Origin of the sequence: Pantoea stewartii, assembly GCF_011044475.1 — a bacterium.
Taxonomy (GTDB): domain Bacteria; phylum Pseudomonadota; class Gammaproteobacteria; order Enterobacterales; family Enterobacteriaceae; genus Pantoea; species Pantoea stewartii.
This window is the reverse complement of the sequence record NZ_CP049115.1, coordinates 4,063,569-4,085,042: the sequence shown is the minus strand read 5'-3', so window position 1 is coordinate 4,085,042 and position 21,474 is coordinate 4,063,569. Positions and strand designations below refer to the sequence as shown.

General features: G+C 52.9%; 19 protein-coding genes and 7 tRNA genes. 20 read left to right on the top strand and 6 right to left on the bottom strand.

The window, feature by feature from the left end:
- Positions 1-17: 17 nt before the first annotated feature.
- Together pgm and seqA are read right to left on the bottom strand one after the other, a co-directional pair.
- The gene (gene pgm, locus G5574_RS19290) at positions 18-1,658 is read right to left on the bottom strand and encodes a phosphoglucomutase (alpha-D-glucose-1,6-bisphosphate-dependent) (protein WP_033739321.1); all 1,641 of its coding nucleotides are present in this window, start codon (positions 1,656-1,658) and stop codon (positions 18-20) included.
- A gap of 25 nt (positions 1,659-1,683) precedes the next feature.
- Entirely contained in the window at positions 1,684-2,235 is a 552-nt protein-coding gene (seqA, locus tag G5574_RS19285; RefSeq protein WP_006118434.1) for a replication initiation negative regulator SeqA, read from the bottom strand.
- Positions 2,236-2,485: 250 nt separating this feature from the next.
- On the opposite strand from seqA, the gene ybfF reads away from it, so the two are divergent.
- The 5 genes from ybfF (at position 2,486) to fur (ending at position 5,132) form a co-directional block, all read left to right on the top strand.
- Positions 2,486-3,250, top strand: coding sequence for an esterase (ybfF, locus tag G5574_RS19280; RefSeq protein ID WP_033739319.1), 765 nt, complete (start codon positions 2,486-2,488; stop codon positions 3,248-3,250).
- 163 nt (positions 3,251-3,413) lie between these two features.
- The gene (gene ybfE, locus G5574_RS19275) at positions 3,414-3,689 is read left to right on the top strand and encodes a LexA regulated protein (RefSeq protein WP_006118432.1); all 276 of its coding nucleotides are present in this window, start codon (positions 3,414-3,416) and stop codon (positions 3,687-3,689) included.
- Positions 3,690-3,820: 131 nt separating this feature from the next.
- Positions 3,821-4,351, top strand: a complete 531-nt coding sequence (gene fldA / locus G5574_RS19270; RefSeq protein ID WP_006118431.1) for a flavodoxin FldA — start codon at positions 3,821-3,823, stop codon at positions 4,349-4,351.
- 142 nt (positions 4,352-4,493) lie between these two features.
- Entirely contained in the window at positions 4,494-4,664 is a 171-nt protein-coding gene (locus G5574_RS19265; RefSeq protein ID WP_158281339.1) for a hypothetical protein, read from the top strand.
- 24 nt (positions 4,665-4,688) lie between these two features.
- On the top strand, positions 4,689-5,132 hold the full coding sequence (fur, locus tag G5574_RS19260; RefSeq protein ID WP_033739317.1) for a ferric iron uptake transcriptional regulator: 444 nt from the start codon (positions 4,689-4,691) through the stop codon (positions 5,130-5,132).
- Positions 5,133-5,191: 59 nt separating this feature from the next.
- Here the strand turns inward: fur and G5574_RS19255 are convergent, their stop codons facing one another.
- From G5574_RS19255 to nagE, 3 genes are all read right to left on the bottom strand, one after another.
- Positions 5,192-5,587, bottom strand: coding sequence for a hypothetical protein (locus G5574_RS19255; RefSeq protein WP_033739315.1), 396 nt, complete (start codon positions 5,585-5,587; stop codon positions 5,192-5,194).
- A gap of 232 nt (positions 5,588-5,819) precedes the next feature.
- Positions 5,820-7,487 carry a glutamine--tRNA ligase gene (gene glnS, locus G5574_RS19250; RefSeq protein ID WP_006118428.1) on the bottom strand — a complete coding sequence of 556 codons (1,668 nt, stop codon included), beginning with the start codon at positions 7,485-7,487 and terminating at the stop codon, positions 5,820-5,822.
- Positions 7,488-7,639: 152 nt separating this feature from the next.
- Positions 7,640-9,673: an N-acetylglucosamine-specific PTS transporter subunit IIBC gene (gene nagE / locus G5574_RS19245; protein ID WP_058701104.1), complete on the bottom strand. Its 2,034-nt coding sequence runs from the start codon at positions 9,671-9,673 to the stop codon at positions 7,640-7,642.
- Between the two features lie 318 nt (positions 9,674-9,991).
- On the opposite strand from nagE, the gene nagB reads away from it, so the two are divergent.
- The 12 genes from nagB to G5574_RS19185 all read left to right on the top strand — a co-directional run bounded on the left by nagB (position 9,992) and on the right by G5574_RS19185 (position 16,869).
- A complete protein-coding gene (gene nagB / locus G5574_RS19240) occupies positions 9,992-10,792 on the top strand; it encodes a glucosamine-6-phosphate deaminase (RefSeq protein ID WP_006118426.1) in 801 nt (266 codons plus the stop codon).
- Positions 10,793-10,852: 60 nt separating this feature from the next.
- Positions 10,853-12,001 (top strand): N-acetylglucosamine-6-phosphate deacetylase, encoded by a 1,149-nt coding sequence (gene nagA, locus G5574_RS19235; protein ID WP_164483057.1) that lies wholly within the window; start codon positions 10,853-10,855, stop codon positions 11,999-12,001.
- Positions 12,002-12,008: 7 nt separating this feature from the next.
- Complete coding sequence (gene nagC / locus G5574_RS19230) at positions 12,009-13,229, top strand: DNA-binding transcriptional regulator NagC (protein WP_033739308.1); 1,221 nt, start codon at positions 12,009-12,011, stop codon at positions 13,227-13,229.
- 40 nt (positions 13,230-13,269) lie between these two features.
- Positions 13,270-14,022, top strand: a complete 753-nt coding sequence (locus G5574_RS19225; protein WP_164483056.1) for an HAD-IIA family hydrolase — start codon at positions 13,270-13,272, stop codon at positions 14,020-14,022.
- A gap of 304 nt (positions 14,023-14,326) precedes the next feature.
- A complete protein-coding gene (gene asnB, locus G5574_RS19220) occupies positions 14,327-15,994 on the top strand; it encodes an asparagine synthase B (RefSeq protein ID WP_006118422.1) in 1,668 nt (555 codons plus the stop codon).
- A 216-nt stretch (positions 15,995-16,210) separates the two neighbouring features.
- Positions 16,211-16,287: transfer RNA gene (locus tag G5574_RS19215), tRNA-Met, on the top strand.
- Positions 16,288-16,297: 10 nt separating this feature from the next.
- Positions 16,298-16,382, top strand: a tRNA-Leu gene (locus G5574_RS19210).
- 22 nt (positions 16,383-16,404) lie between these two features.
- Positions 16,405-16,479, top strand: a tRNA-Gln gene (locus G5574_RS19205).
- 34 nt (positions 16,480-16,513) lie between these two features.
- Positions 16,514-16,588 (top strand) — tRNA-Gln (locus G5574_RS19200).
- A 22-nt stretch (positions 16,589-16,610) separates the two neighbouring features.
- Positions 16,611-16,687: transfer RNA gene (locus G5574_RS19195), tRNA-Met, on the top strand.
- A 6-nt stretch (positions 16,688-16,693) separates the two neighbouring features.
- Positions 16,694-16,768 (top strand) — tRNA-Gln (locus G5574_RS19190).
- Between the two features lie 26 nt (positions 16,769-16,794).
- Positions 16,795-16,869 (top strand) — tRNA-Gln (locus G5574_RS19185).
- Between the two features lie 93 nt (positions 16,870-16,962).
- On the opposite strand, the gene ubiF is transcribed toward G5574_RS19185, so the two are convergent.
- The gene (ubiF, locus tag G5574_RS19180) at positions 16,963-18,135 is read right to left on the bottom strand and encodes a 3-demethoxyubiquinol 3-hydroxylase (RefSeq protein ID WP_006118486.1); all 1,173 of its coding nucleotides are present in this window, start codon (positions 18,133-18,135) and stop codon (positions 16,963-16,965) included.
- A gap of 168 nt (positions 18,136-18,303) precedes the next feature.
- On the opposite strand from ubiF, the gene miaB reads away from it, so the two are divergent.
- The 3 genes from miaB to ybeY all read left to right on the top strand — a co-directional run bounded on the left by miaB (position 18,304) and on the right by ybeY (position 21,467).
- Complete coding sequence (gene miaB / locus G5574_RS19175; protein WP_033739300.1) at positions 18,304-19,728, top strand: tRNA (N6-isopentenyl adenosine(37)-C2)-methylthiotransferase MiaB; 1,425 nt, start codon at positions 18,304-18,306, stop codon at positions 19,726-19,728.
- A 207-nt stretch (positions 19,729-19,935) separates the two neighbouring features.
- Complete coding sequence (locus tag G5574_RS19170) at positions 19,936-20,997, top strand: PhoH family protein (RefSeq protein ID WP_033739297.1); 1,062 nt, start codon at positions 19,936-19,938, stop codon at positions 20,995-20,997.
- Positions 20,994-21,467, top strand: a complete 474-nt coding sequence (gene ybeY, locus G5574_RS19165) for an rRNA maturation RNase YbeY (protein WP_033739295.1) — start codon at positions 20,994-20,996, stop codon at positions 21,465-21,467. The genes G5574_RS19170 and ybeY overlap by 4 nt, the downstream gene beginning before the upstream one ends.
- Positions 21,468-21,474: the final 7 nt, after the last annotated feature.

Below are 21,474 nucleotides of genomic sequence, written 5' to 3'. Positions count from 1 at the left end.
TTTATTTAACAGATTTATCAGGCGTTTTTCAGCACTTCACTGACAATCTCGACGGCTTCTTTCTCGATCTGCGCACGGTGCTCTGCGCCCAGGAAGCTTTCACAGTAGATCTTATACGCGTCTTCGGTGCCCGATGGACGCGCAGCGAACCAGCCGTTTTCCGTCATGACTTTCAGTCCACCGATAGACGCGCCGTTACCGGGAGCGGCCGTTAAGCGCGCGGTAATCGGATCGCCCGCCAGCGTATCTGCACTGACCATTTCAGGTGACAGCTTCGACAATGCGGCTTTCTGCGCTGATGTTGCTGGTGCCTGCAGACGGTTGTAGCTTGGCGCACCGAAGCGTGCAGCCAGTTCATCATAGTGCTGCTGCGGGTTCTTGCCCGTTACGGCCGTAATTTCTGCCGCCAGCAGACACAGGATGATCCCGTCTTTATCGGTTGACCAGGGTGTGCCGTCGAAGCGCAGGAATGACGCGCCCGCACTTTCTTCGCCGCCAAAACCAAAGCTGCCATCAAACAGGCCATCCACGAACCATTTAAAGCCCACCGGGACTTCTACCAGTTTGCGGCCAATATCGTCCACGACCCGGTCAATCATCGCACTGGACACGAGGGTTTTACCCACGGCAACGTCCTGACCCCACTGCGGACGGTGCTGGAACAAATAGTTGATCGCAACGGCCAGATAATGGTTTGGATTCATGAGCCCGGCAGGGGTAACAATGCCGTGACGGTCATAATCCGGATCGTTTCCGAAGGCCAGATCGAATTTGTCTTTGTAGGCCAGCAGCCCCGCCATGGCGCATTCGGACGAACAGTCCATGCGCACCACACCATCTTTATCCAGGTGCATAAAGCGGAAAGTCTGGTCGACAGCGTCATTCACCAGCGTCAGATCCAGCTTGTAGTGCTCAGCGATACGCTGCCAGTAAGCGATCCCGGAACCGCCAAGCGGATCGACACCAATCTTCAGACCCGCTTTCTGAATCGCAGGAATGTCGATGATCTGTGACAGACCTTCCACGTAAGGCTGAATCAGATCTTTTTCATGGATGTGGCCGCTGGCCCAGGCTTGATCCAGTGACAGACGTTTAACGTCTTTAAGGCCGTCTTTCAACAGCTGATTCGCGCGGTCTTCCACCACTTTGGTGACGTTGGTATCTGCCGGACCACCGTTTGGCGGATTGTATTTAATGCCGCCATCTTCCGGAGGATTGTGCGACGGCGTAATCACAATGCCATCCGCCAGTGGGCCGCCGGATTTGTTGTGTTCAAGGATAGCGTTCGAAATCGCAGGCGTTGGCGTATAACCGTTATCCTGCTGAACAATCACATCAACCCCGTTTGCGGTCAGCACGGACAGCACGGACAGCAGCGCGGGCTCAGACAGCGCGTGCGTATCTTTACCCACATAGCACGGGCCGGTAATACCGTTCTTTTTACGCTCTTCCGCAATCGCCTGCGCAATCGCCAGAATGTGCTTTTCGTTAAAGCTGTGACGTCCTGCGCTACCGCGATGGCCTGATGTGCCAAATTTCACCGCATGTTCTGGATTCGCCACATCGGGCTGCAGGACATAATATTGTGAAGTTAATTGTGCAACGTTAATCAAATCGCTCTGCTGGGCAGGCTGCCCGGCACGGGGGTGATTGGCCATTGGCGCTTCTCCCTGACGCTTCAGTTTAAATGGTGCCGCAAACTTTCTCAGCCAGTTCCGATGGGAACTGCATCGACAGCATAATGTGTTCGATCATGCTGCGTTTACGACCGGTATTGGTATTCGTAATGACCCAGTACGGCGTACCGGGCACATGCTTCGGCTTGGTATGGGTGCCGCTTTGCAGCAGCGTGTGCTCATCGCCTGCAAAATAGATGCGCGTACGGCCCTGCATGGAGGTGGTCGCCTCAGCAAACGCGGCCGTATCCAGACGATAGAGCGTTGACAAGATTAGCATAAAGCGATTTACCGCCCGCTTCTGCTCTGCATATTCATCAGAAAGCAGCAACTCGCGCACTGCACGAACACGATCCTGAGGGCGTGACTCATTCCCTGCCGACTGTGCCGTTTTAGACGGCTGCGAGGCGGCAACAGGCTGTGTTTCGGTCGCGGTGGCTGTCTGACCCGCAGTAAACTTCAGCATACGGCGCAGAATATCGGATGCGCTTTCGCCAATATGTTGCGTGTGGCTGGCAATATAACGGTAGAGCTCTTCGTCAACTTCGATCGTTTTCATCTTATTCCGTACGGTTTTGACTCACGACAGAACCCGCGATTTTCTGAAAATCCAGAGGTAAACACCGGGGTTTCAGGCCGTGTGCAGGTTCTAACATGAAGATTATAAAGTTAAATTCAGACAGGCTGATAGCATTCAAACGGTTTAGGGGCAAAAGTCAGAATATGTCCTAATGCCACCGGAAGCAGCGCACCTGAAAAGGTGAAACCATGATAACCTAAGCGCAGGTCTCACACTTAAGAACTTTGCTATGATTTTGAATGCCCGTCTGCAAACTGAACAATCTTCTGCTGATTCCACACCCGTTCTGCTCATTCACGGTTTGTTTGGCAGTCTTGATAACCTCGGCGTTCTGGCGCGCGGTCTGAAAGATGACCATCCGCTTATCCAGGTTGATGTGCGTAATCATGGCTTATCTCCGCGCGCTGACGAGATGACCTATCAGGTTATGGCCCAGGATATGCTGGACACGCTTGATGCGCAGGGCATTGCGCGCCTTTCCGTCATTGGTCACTCCATGGGCGGTAAAATTGCCATGACGATGAGCGCCCTGGCCCCTGAGCGGATAGAACAGATGGTGATGATCGACATTGCGCCCGTCGACTATCAGACGCGCCGCCACGACGAAATTTTTGCCGCGATCCGAGCCGTCACCGACGCGGGCGTGACGCTGCGCAGTGAGGCGGCCGAAATTATGCGTCAGCATCTTAATGAAGAAGGTGTGATTCAGTTTATCCTGAAATCGTTCAGTAGCGGTGAATGGCGCTTTAACGTTCCAGCGCTCTGGGACAACTATGCGCATATCACCGGCTGGGAAACGGTGCCCGCGTGGCCGCACCCGGCGTTGTTCATTCGCGGTGGTGACTCCCCTTATCTGGACAATCAGTACCGTGACGCGATACTGCAACAGTTTCCCGCCGCGCAGGCGCACGTGATTGGCGGTGCAGGTCACTGGGTCCACGCCGAAAAACCTGATGCTGTTTTACGCAGCATTCGCCGGTTTTTTGCACGATAAACCCGCTTAACTGGCTGTAAAAGTTTAGGATTGGCGTCCATGGTTAGCCTGGAGTATGATGGCGCGCTAAATTTTTGCCGTGGGCGCGTATCCACGGTAAAAGCCAGTAATTTAATCTGCGCAGCGGCACGATCCGTTTGCGCCCATTCAGTTGTACTAAGCCATGGCAAAAGAAAACACTGACCGCACGACGCTCGATCTGTTCGCTAACGAGCGTCGCCCTGGTCGCCCTAAAACCAGTCCGCTTACGCGTGATGAACAACTGCGTATCAATAAACGCAATCAACTGAAACGTGACAAAGGGCGCGGGCTTCGCCGTGTCGAACTCAAAATGAACAGCCAGGCGGTAGAAGCGCTTAATACGCTGGCTGAACAGCGTAATCTCAGCCGCAGTGAATTAATTGAACAAATGCTGCTGGCGCAACTCAAACTGGACTAACGCACGTAAACCGCACACAGAAACAAATGTCGTGGCTTTACAAGTTCCGCCCTTTTGCGTGGTCTGCTATCATTTGCTGAATATGCTCAGGCATTCATTCTATCATCAGGATTTAAGAGGTTATTTTACCCATGGCAATCGTAGGCATCTTCTTTGGCAGCGATACCGGTAACACCGAAAACATTGCAAAAATGATCCAGAAACAACTGGGCAAAGACGTTGCAGAGGTTCACGACATCGCGAAAAGCACTAAAGAAGATCTGGAAGCCTTTGACATCCTGCTGCTGGGTATTCCGACCTGGTACTATGGTGAAGCACAGTGCGACTGGGATGACTTTTTCCCGACGCTGGAAGAGATCGACTTCAACGGTAAGCTGGTGGCGCTGTTCGGTTGTGGCGATCAGGAAGACTACGCCGAGTACTTCTGTGACGCGATGGGCACCATTCGTGACATCATCGAACCTAACGGTGCCATTATCGTGGGCCACTGGCCAACCGAGGGCTACCACTTCGAGGCCTCAAAAGGTCTGGCAGACGATAACCACTTCCTGGGCCTGGCGATTGATGAAGATCGCCAGCCAGAACTGACGAACGAACGCGTCGACAAGTGGGTTAAGCAGATCTTCGATGAACTGCAACTCAAAGAAATTATCGAAGCCTGATAGCCATGAGCGCAGTGTGGGCGCTGGTCCACACTGCATCAATGGCTTTTCCTATAAAAATAATAGCTACATTTTTGTAACTTTCCGCATTTAGTCTGTAGAATACCCGCATCGATCATCTGCTTATTTCCCTGGAATTGAGATGACACAACGCGAAATGGTAGCCAGCCCGCCCTCCATGCTTTGTACCGCGAACATCGCCACGGTTTCATCGCAGGCAGCATCGGTTTTCATTTCAGCGCATCAGTTCTATAATGAGACGCAAATGAGAATGGCGGTCGATCGACATACAGGCTACATGCCACAAGAGTGACCAAAGTAACAGGACAATATCCGCATGACTGACAACAACACCGCATTAAAGAAGGCTGGCCTGAAAGTCACCCTGCCCAGACTCAAAATTCTGGAAGTGCTTCAGGAACCTGCATGCCATCACGTCAGCGCGGAAGATCTGTATAAACGCCTGATTGATATGGGCGAAGAGATTGGACTGGCCACGGTTTACCGTGTACTGAACCAGTTCGACGATGCCGGCATTGTGACCCGCCACAACTTTGAAGGCGGTAAATCGGTGTTTGAGCTGACGCAGCAGCACCATCACGATCACCTGATCTGTCTGGATTGCGGTAAAGTCATTGAATTTAGTGATGAGTCTATTGAAACGCGTCAGCGTGATATCGCGACCCGTCACGGTATTAAGCTCACCAACCACAGCCTGTACCTGTATGGTCACTGTGCCCTGGGCGATTGCCGCGAAGACGAAACACTGCACGACAAGTAACGTTTGTCAGACGGTAAAGAAAAAGCCGATGCCTGCATCGGCTTTTTTGTGCCTGTCAGTCACGCCACCAGCGTTTCCTGCAGGTAGCGCCAGCGGGGCACCGAGGTGGAGCAGTCCAGAATCGCAACGGAAATGCGGCTTTTATTTTCCCCATTCATCATCTGCACTTCCCGATACTGAATGGTGACCTCGTTAGCGTGCTCTGACAGGATCACATGTTCGCTGGTCGCGATGCGCATCCCTTCCCGTGCGCCCTGTAAGCGGCGAAAGAGTTCTTCAACCTCATTGAGGTTCAGCATCTTGCCCTGTGGCGTGACCATCTGGAAGTCAGGATGAAAATGAGAAAGCAGCAGATGAAAGCTGTCACCACTGTCACGGCTGTGGTTAAAAATATGTTCAATGAGTTGATGTAAGACGACAACGCTGTGTTTGGCTTCCTGTGCGAAAACTGTCATTTTTTTCCTTTTTAACCCGCAAACAAAGACTACAGAGGGTTAGCGTACCTGAAAAAAAATAATTCACACCGGGAAAGTTATTAAAAAAATTAAACTGAGAGCGATTCCACAGAAGTAAAATTAATCGAATTAAACGGGTTCAGGACAAATGTCGGCGCTAAAAAAAATCCACCCAATAAAAAAGGGCGATTGCTCGCCCTTTACCGATCATCTGATGACCATGCGGCGTAAATTATTCGCCGTTTTTCGCCCAGGTATCGCGCAGACCAACAGTACGGTTAAACACTAACTGCGACGGTGTTGAATACACACTGTCAGCGCAGAAATAGCCTTCACGTTCGAACTGATAAGGCGCACTGGCTTCTGCGTCACGCAGACCGGGTTCAACGAACCCGTGTTTAATCGCCAACGAATCCGGATTGATTGTCGTCAGAAAATCATCCGCCGCACCCGGATTCGGGACGCTGAACAGACGGTCATACAGACGGAATTCTGCCGGTAGCGCATGTTCAGCAGAGACCCAGTGGATAACCCCTTTGACTTTACGACCATCAGCGGGATCTTTGCTCAGCGTATCGACGTCACAGGTGCAGTAGATGCAGGTGATATTGCCTTCTTCATCTTTCGCGGTCCGTTCCGCACGGATGACATAGGCATTACGCAGACGCACTTCTTTACCCAGCACCAGGCGCTTATATTGCTTATTCGCCTCTTCGCGGAAGTCGGCACGATCGATCCAGATCTCGCGGCTAAAGGGAACATCGCGTGTGCCCATTTCCGGTTTGTTAGGATGATTTGGCATGCTGAGCACTTCATTGTGCCCGGCAGGCAGGTTTTCCAGCACAATTTTCACCGGATCCAGCACCGCCATCGCCCGCGGCGCATTTTCGTTAAGATCGTCGCGGATACAGGATTCCAGCGAAGCCATTTCAACGATGTTGTCCTGCTTCGTGATACCAATGCGGCGGCAGAACTCACGAATGGAGGCCGCGGTGTAACCACGACGACGCAAACCCGACACGGTTAACATGCGCGGATCGTCCCAGCCTTCAACATGCTTCTCGCTGACCAACTGCGTCAGTTTGCGTTTTGACATCACCGCATACTCCAGATTCAGGCGCGAAAACTCATACTGACGCGGATGAACAGGAATAGTAATGTTATCCAGCACCCAGTCATACAGGCGGCGGTTGTCCTGGAATTCCAGCGTGCAAAGGGAGTGCGTAATGCCTTCCAGCGCATCCGAAATGCAGTGAGTAAAGTCGTACATCGGGTAGATGCACCACTTATTGCCGGTTTGATGATGCTCGGCAAACTTGATGCGGTACAGCACCGGATCGCGCATGACGATAAAGCTGGAAGCCATGTCGATTTTCGCGCGCAGACAGGCTTTGCCCTCTGCGAACTCGCCATTGCGCATTTTTTCAAACAGCGCGAGGTTCTCTTCCACACTGCGGTCGCGGTAAGGGCTGTTTTTACCCGGTGCCGTTAAGGTACCGCGGTATTCACGAATTTCGTCTGGCGTCAGTTCATCAACGTAGGCCAGGCCTTTGTTGATCAGTTCAACGGCATAGTGATAAAGCTGGTCGAAATAGTCAGATGAATAACGAACCTCGCCGCTCCAGGTAAAACCCAGCCACTGCACGTCACGCTTAATGGATTCGACGAACTCCATATCTTCTTTGACCGGATTGGTATCGTCAAAACGCAGATTGCACTCGCCCTGATAATCTTGTGCAATACCGAAATTCAGGCAGATTGATTTAGCATGGCCGATATGCAGATAACCATTTGGCTCTGGCGGAAAACGGGTATGCACACTGCTGTGCTTACCGCTCGCCAAATCCTCGTCAATAATCTGACGAATAAAGTTCGTTGGGCGGGCTTCAGCCTCACTCATCTCAAAATCCTCAACGCATAGAATGGGTGGTTTATACCACGTAATATCCGGGTATGATCCACAAAGCGTTGCAGAGAAACAACCGTTTGTTGGGCGATTAAAATAAAAAAAGGCAGGAATCGCTTCCTGCCTTTTGTTGAGGATACAGGGAATTAGCCTTTTACTTCATACAGCGGGGTTTCACCGGCGATGACCTGGCCCTGCGTCAGCAGCGTTAAACCGGCGAAGTCTTCAATATTGCTCACCACCACCGGACTGATCATTGAGCGGGCATGGGCGTTAAGATAGTCCAGATCCATCTCCAGCACCGGCTGGCCTGCTGTGACCTGTGCACCCTCTTCCACTAAACGGGTAAAGCCCTGACCGTCCAGCGCCACGGTATCCAGCCCCATGTGCACGACGATCTCTACCCCGTTTTCACTTTCCAGACAGAAAGCATGGTTCGTGTTGAAAATTTTCACCACCGTACCGGCTACAGGCGCAACGACGCGCTTGTCGCTCGGCTTAATCGCCACGCCATCACCCACGGCTTTACTGGCGAAAGCCTCATCCGGCACCGCATCCAGTGCGATAACCTCACCGCTCACCGGGGCCACCAGCGTTGCGATAACGCGTTTTTCACTGTTCAGGACGGCCTGGGGTTTGGCCTCGTTAGCGGGGGCTGGCGCACTGCCACTGCTGGCTGCGCCAGCAACCGGGCCTTTCACCAGCACTTTTTTCATGGCCGTGGCGATACTTTCCGCCTGGGTACCCACGATAATCTGGACACTTTGCTTGTTGAGGCGAATCACACCCGACGCACCCAGCCGTTTTGCCACACCTTCGTTAACCTGGCCCGCATCTTTCACGTTCAGACGTAAACGGGTAATACAGGCATCAATGGCGGTAAGGTTGTCTGAACCGCCCACCGCGCCGATGTAGCGGCGTGCCAGTGATTCCGTGGCGCTTTCACCATTATCAGTGGTATCAACGTTCACGTCATAACCGTCCGCTTCATCCCCCGCTACCGCCAGTTCACGACCTGGGGTCATCAGGTTGAATTTTTTGATGGTAAAGCGGAAGACCAGATAATAAATCACGAAGAACACCAGGCCCTGCGGAATCAGCATGTACCATTGCGTCGCCAGGGGATTACGGGTAGAGAGCACCATATCCACTAATCCCGCACTGAAGCCAAAGCCGGCAATCCAGTGCATGCTGGCAGCGATAAAGACCGAGATGCCGGTCAGTACAGCATGGATGACATACAGTACCGGTGCCACGAACATAAAGGAGAATTCCAGCGGTTCGGTGATACCGGTAAAGAATGCTGCGAAAGCGGCCGCCAGCATGATACCGCCCACTTTTGCCCGGTTTTCAGGGCGAGCGCAATGGTAAATTGCCAGCGCCGCGCCCGGCAAACCGAACATCATAATTGGGAAGAAACCCGCCTGATAGCGGCCAGTGATGCCCGGGATAGCAGTGCCATTTGCCAGTGACTGCGCACCGCCGAGGAATTTAGGGATATCGTTAATGCCTGCTACGTCGAACCAGAAAACGGAGTTCAGCGCATGATGTAAGCCAACCGGAATAAGCAAACGGTTAAAGAAGGCGTAAACACCCGCACCAACCGATCCCAGTTTTTGTATATGCTCACCGAAGCTCACCAGACCATTAAAGATGACAGGCCAAATGTACATCAGGATAAATGCCACCAGAATCATCAGGAAGGACACCAGAATAGGCACCAGCCGACGCCCGCTAAAGAATGAGAACGCTTTGGGCAGTTCTACATGGCTAAAACGGTTATAGACTTCTGCGGACAGCACGCCTACCAGAATACCGACAAACTGGTTGCTGATTTTTCCAAACGCCGCCGGCACGTCCGCCACCGGGATTTTCTGGATCATGGCTACAGCAGCCGGTGAACACAGCGTAGTGACGACCAGGAAGCCCACAAAGCCGGTCAGTGCAGCCGCACCGTCTTTATCTTTTGACATGCCGTATGCAACGCCAATGGCGAACAGCACCGACATATTTTCGATGATCGCGCCACCGGATTTAATTAACAACGCGGCAAAGGCATTGCCTGCACCCCAGCTGTCAGGATCGATCCAGTACCCTATTCCCATTAAAATTGCTGCTGCGGGCAGCGTAGCGACCGGCACCATCAGGGCCCGCCCCACACGTTGTAAGTAACTTAACATTGACCTTTTCCCCCATTGAAACTGACTTATTGCATGGCTGCCGCTTAATGTTGTTATGTCAGCAGCCCGCTTCTGACGGCATTACACTCAGTGCTGAGGAGTGTAATAACAAATTAATTCGCTCTACAAATTAATAGCAGCCATTTGTGACAAAAATCACCAAAAATTGATTTTTAACGTCGACATGACTGGCTATGAACGCCCACTTATTTTATGATGCGAAATATCGAGACGCGCGTTTCCTTCCCGTTCGCCTGTCCTCACCGGCAACATGGCTTTGCTGCGCGTCGAATCCTTCACTCACATTTGAGGTGCAACATGAGACTGATTCCTTTATCTACTCCCACTCAGGTCGGCAAATGGGCAGCGCGCCATATAGTGAACCGTATTAATGCGTTTAATCCCAGCGCTGACAAGCCCTTTATTCTGGGACTGCCTACGGGCGGTACGCCTCTGGAAGCGTACAAGCACCTGATCGATATGCACAAAGCGGGCCAGGTTAGCTTCAGACATGTCATTACCTTCAACATGGATGAATATGTCGGGCTGCCGAAAGAGCATCCGGAAAGCTACCACAGCTTTATGCATCGTAATTTCTTTGACCACGTTGATATTCAACCCGAAAACATCAATTTGCTGAATGGTAATGCGCCCGATATTGACGCAGAATGTCGCCGTTATGAAGATAAAATTCGGTCTCTGGGCAAAATCCACCTGTTCATGGGCGGCGTCGGTAATGATGGCCATATCGCCTTTAACGAACCCGCGTCGTCATTATCTTCACGCACTCGTATCAAAACGCTGACTCACGACACACGTGTGGCAAATTCACGCTTTTTTAACGGTGATGTTGATCAGGTGCCGAAATATGCCCTGACCGTTGGCGTGGGCACGCTGCTGGACGCTGAAGAAGTGATGATTCTGGTTACTGGTCACGTTAAAGCACAGGCGTTGCAGGCTGCCGTGGAAGGAAACGTGAACCACATGTGGACAATCAGTTGCCTGCAACTCCATCCTAAATCCGTGGTGGTCTGCGACGAGCCCGCGACCATGGAGTTGAAAGTTAAAACGGTGAAGTACTTCCGTGAAATGGAAGCGGAAAATATGCAGGGCGTTTAATACCGTTATTACGTCACCTGCTGTCAGATGCACGAGCGGCAGGTAAGCCGGGAGAAGAAGATGTACGCATTAGTCAATGGCCGAATCTACAGCGGCTACGAAATTCTGGATCACCATGCCGTGGTGATCGCTGACGGACGCATTGAACGGGTTTGCGCTGTTACTGCCTTGCCGTCAGGCATTGAACAGCAGGACGTAAGCGGCGCCATTATCGCGCCCGGCTTTATCGACCTGCAGCTTAACGGCTGTGGCGGCGTCCAGTTTAATGACGATATAGACGCCATCAGCGTGGAAACGCTGGAAACCATGCATCGCGCCAATGTGAAATCGGGCTGCACCAGCTTTTTGCCTACGCTGATTACCAGCAGTGACGCGCTGATGGTGCGCGCGGTGGAAACAATGCGCGCCTTTTTGCAGAAGTATCCTCACGTTATGCTGGGCTTACATCTGGAAGGCCCCTGGCTGAGTGTGGCGAAAAAGGGCACACATAACCCTGCCCTGATCCGTGAGCCCGATGCGCAGATGGTGCAATTCCTTTGCGACAACGCAGACGTGATCAGCAAAGTTACGCTGGCACCTGAAGTGGTGGGCAGCGCGGTGATTCGCCAACTGAGCGAAGCGGGTATCGTGGTCTCAGCCGGGCATTCCAGTGCCACTTATGAAGAGGCAAAAGCGGGGTTTGCGGCGGGCATTACGTTCGCCACGCATCTCTATAATGCGATGCCTGCCTTTGCCGGACGTGAGCCCGGCCTCATCGGTGCGCTGTTTGATGCGCCTGATGTATACTGCGGCATTATTGCAGATGGTTTACATGTCCATTACGCTAACGTCCGCAATGCTAAACGCATCAAAGGTGACAAACTGGTGTTGGTCACCGACGCGACAGCACCGGCGGGCGCTGCTATCGATAAGTTTATTTTTGCTGGTAAAACAATCTATTATCGTAACGGGTTGTGCGTGGATGAGCAGGGCACGCTAAGCGGTTCAGCACTGACAATGATTGAAGCCGTACAAAACTGCGTTGAGCATGCGGGCATTGCGTTGGATGAAGCCCTGCGCATGGCATCACTTTATCCCGCACAGGCAATGGGCGTTGAAAAACAGTCAGGTACGATTCAGGCAGGGAAACTCGCCAACCTGACGGTTTTTACACGCGACTTTAAAATTATTAAGACGTTAGTCAATGGAGATAACGTCCTGAGCGAGTAAGCACTGAATGACCACTGGCGGCCAGACTCAAATTGGAAATGTCGATCTTGTCAAACAACTGAATAGCGCGGCCGTCTACCGGTTAATCGACCAGCAAGGGCCGATTTCACGTATTCAGATTGCGGATTTAAGCCAACTTGCTCCCGCCAGTGTCACCAAAATTACACGTCAGCTTATTGAGCGCGGTTTGATTAAAGAAGTGGACCAGCAGGCGTCCACTGGCGGTCGCCGCGCCATTTCTATCGTGACGGAAACCCGCCACTTTCACACCATCGGTGTGCGCCTTGGCCGCAATGATGCCACGCTAACCCTGTTCGATTTAAGCGGTAAATCCCTGGCTCAGCAGGATTATCCCCTGCCCCAGCGCACGCAGGAAGCACTCGAACAGGCCTTGTTCGATGCCATTGCGCATTTTATCCAGCAGAGTGAAGCGAAAATTCGCGAGCTAATCGCGATTTCCGTGATTTTGCCCGGCCTCGTTGATCCGCTTAATGGCGTAATCCGCTACATGCCGCATATTCATGTGAATCAGTGGCCGCTGGTTGCTAATCTAAAGCACCGGTTTAACGTCACCAGTTTTGTGGGCCATGATATTCGCAGCCTGGCGCTGGCTGAGCACTATTTTGGCGCAACGCGCGATTGTGCCGACTCGATATTAGTGCGCCTGCATCGGGGAACCGGCGCAGGCATTATCGCCAACGGGCAGATTTTTTTGGGCAGTAATGGCAATGTCGGTGAAATCGGTCATATTCAGGTCGATCCCCTGGGGGAACGCTGCCACTGTGGCAACTTTGGCTGCCTTGAAACCATTGCGGCAAACAGCGCCATTGAACATCGTGTAAGCGAGCTACTGAATAAAGGCTACCCGAGCATCCTGACTCAGGCGGCGTGCCAGATGCAGCATATCTGCCAGGCCGCCAATCAGGGCGATGCGTTAGCCTGCGAAGTTGTCGAGCATGTGGGGCGTTATCTGGGTAAGGCGATTGCGATTGCGATCAACCTGTTTAACCCGCAAAAAATCGTGCTGGCAGGCGAGATCACCGAAGCAGAACGTGTCTTGCTACCCGCGATTGAAAGTTGCATTAATACGCAGACACTGGCGGCCTTTCGTAAAAATCTGCCTGTGGTGCGTTCACAACTCGATCATCGCTCGGCGATCGGCGCCTTTGCGCTGGCGAAACGAGCGATGTTAAACGGCATCCTGCTGCAACATCTTTTGGAAGACTAAGCGCAGCCTGTTTTCTGACAGCGCGCATCGGAACACATTTATGACGATTAAAAATGTAATTTGTGACATTGATGGCGTGCTGATGCACGACAATACCGCGGTGCCCGGTGCAAAAGAGTTTTTGCAGCGCATTCTGGCTAAAGATATGCCATTAGTGGTGCTGACCAACTACCCTTCCCAGACGGCGCGGGACTTAGCCAATCGCTTCTCCTCCGCGGGCATCGACATCCCGGATTCGGTGTTTTACACCTCAGCCATGGCGACCGCTGACTTTCTGCGTCGTCAGGAAGGCAAAAAAGCCTATGTCATTGGTGAGGGTGCGCTGGTGCACGAACTCTACAAAGCGGGCTTTACCATCACTGACGTTAACCCAGACTTTGTCATCGTGGGCGAAACCCGGTCATTTAACTGGGACATGATGCATAAGGCGGCTTTCTTTGTGGCAAACGGGGCGCGTTTCATTGCCACCAACCCCGACACGCACGCCAGGGGATTCGTGCCCGCCTGCGGTGCCTTGTGTGCCGGTATTGAAAAGATCTCCGGTCGCAGGCCGTTTTATGTCGGCAAACCCAGCCCGTATATCATGCGTGCCGCGCTGAATAAAATGCAGGCGCACTCAGAGGACACGGTGATCGTGGGTGACAACCTTCGCACCGATATTCTGGCCGGTTTTCAGGCCGGACTGGAAACCATTCTTGTCCTGTCTGGGGTGTCAATCCTGAGCGATATTGACGCGATGCCTTTCCGTCCTGACTGGATTTTCCCTTCCGTGGCCGATATCGATCTCTTCTAAACGTTCAGCTTATGACGCACTGCCGCCTCAGGCAGTGCATCCCCCTTCGTTGCCCCTCTCTGCTGGCTTGATATCGTTCAAAAAACACCCCAAAATCACTTTTCATTGCCGATTCATCAATAAAAAGACACTTTCATTAGATAAAATTCAATATCCAGGGTTATTCAACAACCTTTTTATCAGTGAAACACGATTCCTCTTGCATTGTGTACCTGAAATAACGCATTTTCTTATACATCACGCAGCGAACGGCTGCCGGACAAACGTAAAATTACATCGCCGCAGGTGAGTTCAGGAGTCAGATATGTGTTCTATTTTTGGTGTGCTGGATCTGAAAAGCGATCCCGTTGAGTTACGTAAAAAAGCATTGGAAAGCTCACGCTTAATGCGTCACCGTGGGCCGGACTGGTCAGGTGTGTATGCTGACGACCACGCGATCCTTGCTCACGAACGTCTCTCAATTGTCGACGTCAACAACGGTGCACAGCCACTGTATAACGCCGATCACACTCACGTTCTGGCCGTCAACGGTGAAATCTACAACCATCAGGCCCTGCGCGCAGAGTTAAGCGATCGTTATAGTTTCCAGACCGGTTCGGACTGCGAAGTCATTCTGGCGCTGTATCAGGAAAAAGGCGTCGATTTCCTGGACGAGTTGCAGGGCATGTTTGCCTTTATCCTTTACGACACCGTGAAGCAAACGTATCTGATTGGTCGCGACCATATCGGTATCATCCCGCTGTATATGGGCAACGATGAGCACGGCAACCTGTTTGTGGCGTCTGAAATGAAGGCGCTGGTGCCGGTTTGCCGCACCATTAAAGAATTCCCACCGGGAAGCTACCTTTCCAGTACTGACGGTGAAATTCGTCGTTACTGGCAGCGTGACTGGATGGAATATAAAAACGTAGAAAACAACGTGACTGACGCGGCTGGCCTGAAACATGCGCTGGAAGAGTCGGTAAAAAGTCATCTGATGTCAGACGTTCCTTATGGCGTGCTGCTGTCTGGCGGTCTGGATTCTTCTATTATCTCAGCCGTGACCAAGCGTTTTGCCGCTAAGCGCGTTGAAGATCAGGACAAAAGCGATGCCTGGTGGCCACAACTGCACTCTTTCGCCGTCGGTCTGGAAGGCTCACCGGATCTGAAAGCAGCCAAACTGGTTGCCGAGCACCTGGGTACGGTTCACCATGAAATCCACTTCACGGTGCAGGAAGGTCTGGATGCTATTCGTGACGTGATCTACCACATTGAGACCTACGATGTGACCACCATTCGTGCCTCCACGCCGATGTACCTGATGTCGCGTAAGATCAAAGCGATGGGCATTAAAATGGTGCTGTCAGGCGAAGGCGCAGATGAAGTCTTCGGTGGCTACCTCTATTTCCATAAAGCGCCTGATGCCAAAGAATTCCATGAAGAGAACGTGCGTAAGCTGCTGGCTCTGCACATGTTTGACTGTGCTCGCGCCAACAAAGCGATGTCCGCCTGGGGCGTAGAAGCGCGCGTGCCGTTCCTGGATAAGAAATTCCTGGATGTCGCCATGCGTATCAACCCACAGGACAAGATGTGCGGCAGCAACGGTAAAATGGAAAAACACATTCTGCGCGAATGTTTCTCTTCCTATCTGCCTGAAAGCGTTGCCTGGCGTCAGAAAGAGCAGTTCTCTGACGGCGTAGGTTACAGCTGGATTGACACGCTGAAAGAAGTGGCGGCTAAGCAGATTAGCGATCAGCAACTGGCGACGGCGCATTTCCGCTTCCCGTATAACACGCCGGGTTCGAAAGAAGCGTATCTCTATCGCGAAATTTTTGAAGAACTGTTCCCGCTGCCAAGTGCTGCCGAGTGCGTGCCGGGCGGGCCGTCTGTTGCCTGTTCGTCGGCAAAAGCCATTGAATGGGATGAAGCCTTCAAAAACATGGACGATCCTTCAGGACGTGCCGTGGGCGTGCACCAGTCCGCTTACAAATAAGTGCTATACTGAGTGAACAGATGGGCCAGTAATGGCCCATTTTTTGTGGAGTGGCCGTTGTATTCACTGAAAAATTGCCGAATAAAGCACCACCCTGGTTATAAGCCAGACAAACAGGCGTTTGAAGGCAAAAAACGGCAAAAAACTTGTTGACGCTGTGTAGTCAACTCCGCATAATGCGCCCCGCAACGCCGATGAAGGTTGCGCGAAAAAGATGGCTACGTAGCTCAGCTGGTTAGAGCACAGCACTCATAATGCTGGGGTCACAGGTTCGATTCCCGTCGTAGCCACCATCTTTTTTTTGCGGGAGTGGCGAAATTGGTAGACGCACCAGATTTAGGTTCTGGCGCCGCAAGGTGTGCGAGTTCAAGTCTCGCCTCCCGCACCATTTCACGAGTCGGCAGCATGGATGGGGTATCGCCAAGCGGTAAGGCACCGGTTTTTGATACCGGCATTCCCTGGTTCGAATCCAGGTACCCCAGCCAATTTCGATGTATCTCGCGGCTGCGAGTGGACGAATGGGATATCGCCAAGCGGTAAGGCACCGGTTTTTGATACCGGCATTCCCTGGTTCGAATCCAGGTATCCCAGCCATCATCGAAAGGCAATACAATTTGGCTACGTAGCTCAGCTGGTTAGAGCACAGCACTCATAATGCTGGGGTCACAGGTTCGATTCCCGTCGTAGCCACCATTTTCTTGGGGTGTCGCCAAGCGGTAAGGCACTGGTTTCTGATACCAGCATTCCGGGGTTCGAATCCCTGCACCCCAGCCATTTTAGACAATTTGATTTGACACCATTGGGGTGTCGCCAAGCGGTAAGGCACTGGTTTCTGATACCAGCATTCCGGGGTTCGAATCCCTGCACCCCAGCCAAATTAAGCAAAAAAGCCCGCAATAGCGGGCTTTTTTGTTTCTGGCTTCCGGCTCATGACCACGCGTCACATCCGTGCGACGCGTGGCTGAGGCTTACAAGCCTAACGCATAGCGCAAGACCTGACGTTTCAGCACGCCGGAATGCTCAGCGGCGATCAATCCCAGATTGCGTACCAGCTTTAACGGGCCGACGCGGTTGCTAAACGTAAAATAGAACAGATCCATCCCGCTCTGCATCAGCAGATTATCGTGGCGGCGCTGGCGCTGATAACGTAACAGCACCCGTTCCGACGACCAGGTTTCAGCGTTGTCACGCGCAGCAATTAATACATCCATTAACGCATCGATGTCACGATATCCCAGATTCACGCCCTGCCCTGCCAGAGGATTAATGGTGTGCGCCGCATCGCCGACCAGCGCCAGCCCCGGCAGGACATAACGCGCGGCATGACGACGCACCAAGGGAAAGCCACCGGCTGCATGCACATGAAAACGGCCCAGTCGGGCCGGAAAGTGATGGGCGATCTCTTTCTCCAGTTGCGCGACAGGCATGGCCTGTAACTGTCGGATACGGGCGGCGGCGTCATACCATACCAGCGAGGCATGATGACCGAACAGCGGCAGGAAAGCGCGTGGACCGTCGGGCGTAAAGTGCTGCCAGGTCGCATCGCCAGCCGGATGCTCGCAGGTGACGCTGATCAGTAAGCAGGACTGTGCGTAACTCCAGCCGTGAATCCCAATACCCGCCATCTGTCGCACCTGTGAACTTGCGCCGTCTGCCCCCACCACTAATTTTGCGGTTACGGTCGTGCCATTGCTTAATGACAGCGTCCAGCCCGCATTACAGGGCTGAAGATCCTCCATCGTCGCCGGGCACAGCAAGGTGATCCCTCGCTGCGTCATCTCTTCCCACAGCGCACGTTGCAGCACCGTGTTCTCCACCATATAACCCAGTTCAGGCAAACCCAGCGACTCCGCATCGAAACTGACCTGCGCCGTCTGCCACTCCCAGGTTTCCAGTTTGCGGTAAGGCGCACAGCGCATCGCCTCTACGCGTTGCCAGACGTTCAGTTGTTTCAGGAGCGCCACCGACGAGGAGCCGACAGCGGAAATGCGCACGTCCGGCAGGCTGTCGGGATCGAAAGGTGGCGGGGTTGCCCGCTCAATCACCGCCACCCGGAAGCGGTGCTGCGCTAAACCACAGGCCAGCGCCGCTCCGACCATGCCGCCGCCGACAATCACCACATCAAACTGGTTATCCTGCATCACTTGTATCCCTCTCTTAGGCCGCCACTTTTCAGCGCGGTGGTATTCCTGCAAAGTGTACCGGAAAAATGAGGCACGATCAGAAAAGCCCTCAGGCTGGTCACATCCGCAGCAAAGCATTACAATACGCGCCCAGCACTTCACTGCACTGATTTAATGGCTAGCTCGATGACAAAAAAACTGCATATCAAAACCTGGGGATGTCAGATGAATGAGTACGATTCATCTAAGATGTCTGACCTGCTGAACAGCACGCACGGCTATACCCTGACAGAGGAAGCCGAAGAGGCGGATATTCTGCTGCTCAACACCTGCTCAATCCGCGAGAAAGCGCAGGAGAAGGTTTTCCACCAGTTGGGGCGCTGGAAAAAACTCAAAGAGCGCAACCCGGATTTGATCATCGGTGTTGGCGGCTGCGTCGCGTCGCAGGAAGGGGATCATATTCGCCAGCGTGCGCCTTGCGTGGACATTGTCTTTGGTCCGCAAACCCTGCATCGCCTGCCTGAAATGATTAATACCGTGCGCGGCAGCAAAAGTCCGGTTGTGGACATCAGCTTCCCGGAAATTGAAAAATTCGACCGCCTGCCTGAACCGCGGGCCGAAGGCCCCACCGCGTTTGTCTCCATCATGGAAGGCTGCAACAAATATTGTACGTTCTGCGTGGTGCCTTATACGCGCGGTGAAGAAGTCAGCCGTCCGTCAGACGATATTCTGCTGGAGATCGCGCAGTTGGCTGCGCAGGGCGTACGCGAAGTGAACCTGTTAGGGCAGAACGTGAACGCCTATCGCGGCGAAACCTTTGACGGCGACGTGTGCACCTTTGCTGAACTGCTGCGTCTGGTGGCGGCGATTGACGGCATTGACCGTATTCGCTTCACCACCAGCCATCCGATTGAGTTCACCGATGACATCATTGATGTCTATCGCGATACGCCAGAGCTGGTGAGCTTCCTCCACCTGCCTGTGCAGAGCGGCGCCGACCGAATTCTGACGCTGATGAAGCGTGCGCACACTGCGCTGGAGTACAAGGCTATCATTCGCAAACTGCGCGCTGCACGCCCTGACATTGAGATCAGTTCTGATTTTATCGTGGGTTTCCCGGGTGAAACACAGCAGGACTTTGAGCAAACGATGAAGCTGATTGGTGATATCAACTTTGATATGAGCTACAGCTTTATCTACTCAGCGCGTCCGGGCACACCTGCGGCAGACTTGCCTGACGACGTCAGCGACGAAGAGAAAAAACAGCGTCTGTATATTCTGCAGGATCGCATCAACCAGCAGGCCATGGCGATCAGCCGCCGTATGCTGGGCAGCGTGCAGCGGATTCTGGTAGAAGGCATTTCACGTAAAAACGTGATGGAGCTGACCGGACGGACCGAAAACAACCGAGTGGTGAATTTCGAAGGTCCGGTAGAGATGATTGGTAAGTTTGTCGACGTTGAAATTGTCGATGTGTATACCAACTCTTTGCGCGGCAAGCTGGTGCGGACTGAAGAGGAAATGGGCTTACGTGTGGTTGAAAGCCCGGCCTCCGTTATCGCCCGTACCCGCAAAGAAAATGATATCGGCGTTGGCGTCTTCCAGCCCTGATCTTCCGTTATGTGCGGCAGCTCACCGTCGGCTGCCGCACATTCTGCTGTTTTGCACTTGGTTTCTGCCGGTGCCGCCCAAATATCACCTCGTAAGCTTGCGCCCCGGCGTGACCGCATAAATAATTTCGTTATGATGCATCCGCTTAACACATCTGATGCACCCGCAATCCCTTTCAACTGGCCCTGAGTGACCCAAAGGATTCGTTTGAATATTGAAACCCGTGAAATCGCCCTTGAACCGGCTGATAACCGCCGTCTGATGAGCCTGTGCGGTCCATTTGATGACAATGTAAAACAGCTGGAGCGTCGTCTTGGCATTGAGATAAACCGCCGGGACAATCAGTTTAAACTGGTTGGTCGGGTGCTGTGCGTGAATGCCGCGGTCGAGATCCTGAAAACACTTTATGTCGATACCGCGCCCGTGCGCGGCGAAATTCCGGATATCGAACCCGAGCAGATTCATCTGGCGATCAAAGAAAGCCGGGTGCTGGAACAAACGGCAGAAAGCGTGCCCGACTACGGTAAAGCGGTCAATATTAAGACCAAGCGTGGCGTCATCAAGCCGCGCACCCCAAATCAGGCACAGTATATTGCCAATATCCTCGACCACGACATCACCTTTGGCGTGGGCCCGGCGGGTACCGGTAAAACCTACCTGGCTGTCGCTGCCGCGGTCGATGCGCTCGAACGCCAGGAGATTCGTCGCATCCTGCTCACGCGCCCCGCCGTCGAGGCCGGTGAAAAACTGGGCTTCCTGCCGGGCGATTTGAGCCAGAAAGTGGACCCCTACCTGCGTCCGCTTTACGACGCCCTGTTTGAGATGCTGGGCTTTGAAAAAGTCGAGAAGCTGATGGAACGCAACGTTATCGAAGTCGCGCCGCTGGCCTATATGCGCGGCCGTACGCTGAATGACGCGTTTATCATTCTTGATGAAAGCCAGAACACCACTATCGAGCAGATGAAGATGTTTCTGACCCGTATCGGCTTTAACTCGAAAGCGGTCATCACCGGCGACGTCACGCAGATTGACCTGCCCCGCCACACAAAATCGGGTTTACGTCACGCGATTGAGGTCCTGTCTGAAGTGGAAGAAATCAGCTTTAACTTCTTTCACAGTGAAGACGTTGTGCGTCATCCGGTCGTGGCACGCATCGTGACCGCTTATGAAGCCTGGGAAGAAGCCGATCAGAAACGTCGCGATCAGCAGGCTGAAGAGCGTAAGCGTGAAGCCCTTGCCGCCCAACATAGCGTTCAGGAGAAACCATGAGCGACGTGATTCTCGACCTGCAACTGGCCTGTGAACAAACAGAAAATCTCCCCACGGAAAGCCAGTTTCAGCGCTGGCTGGAAGCTGCGGTGACGCCGTTTCAGCCGGAGAGCGAAGTGACTATTCGTCTGGTGGATGAACAGGAAAGCCATGAGCTTAACCTGACCTATCGTGGTAAAGATAAACCCACCAATGTGTTGTCATTTCCTTTTGAAGCGCCACCCGGTATTGAATTGCCCCTGCTGGGCGATTTGATCATCTGTCGTCAGGTCGTGGAACAGGAAGCGCAGGAACAAGGGAAAAGCGTTGAAGCCCACTGGGCGCACATGGTGGTTCACGGTACGCTGCATCTGTTGGGTTATGATCACATTGAAGACAGCGAAGCCGAAGAGATGGAAGGTCTGGAGACCGAGATAATGCTTGCTCTTGGTTATCCTGATCCGTACATTTCGGAGAAAGAAAACGCCTGAGTTGTGG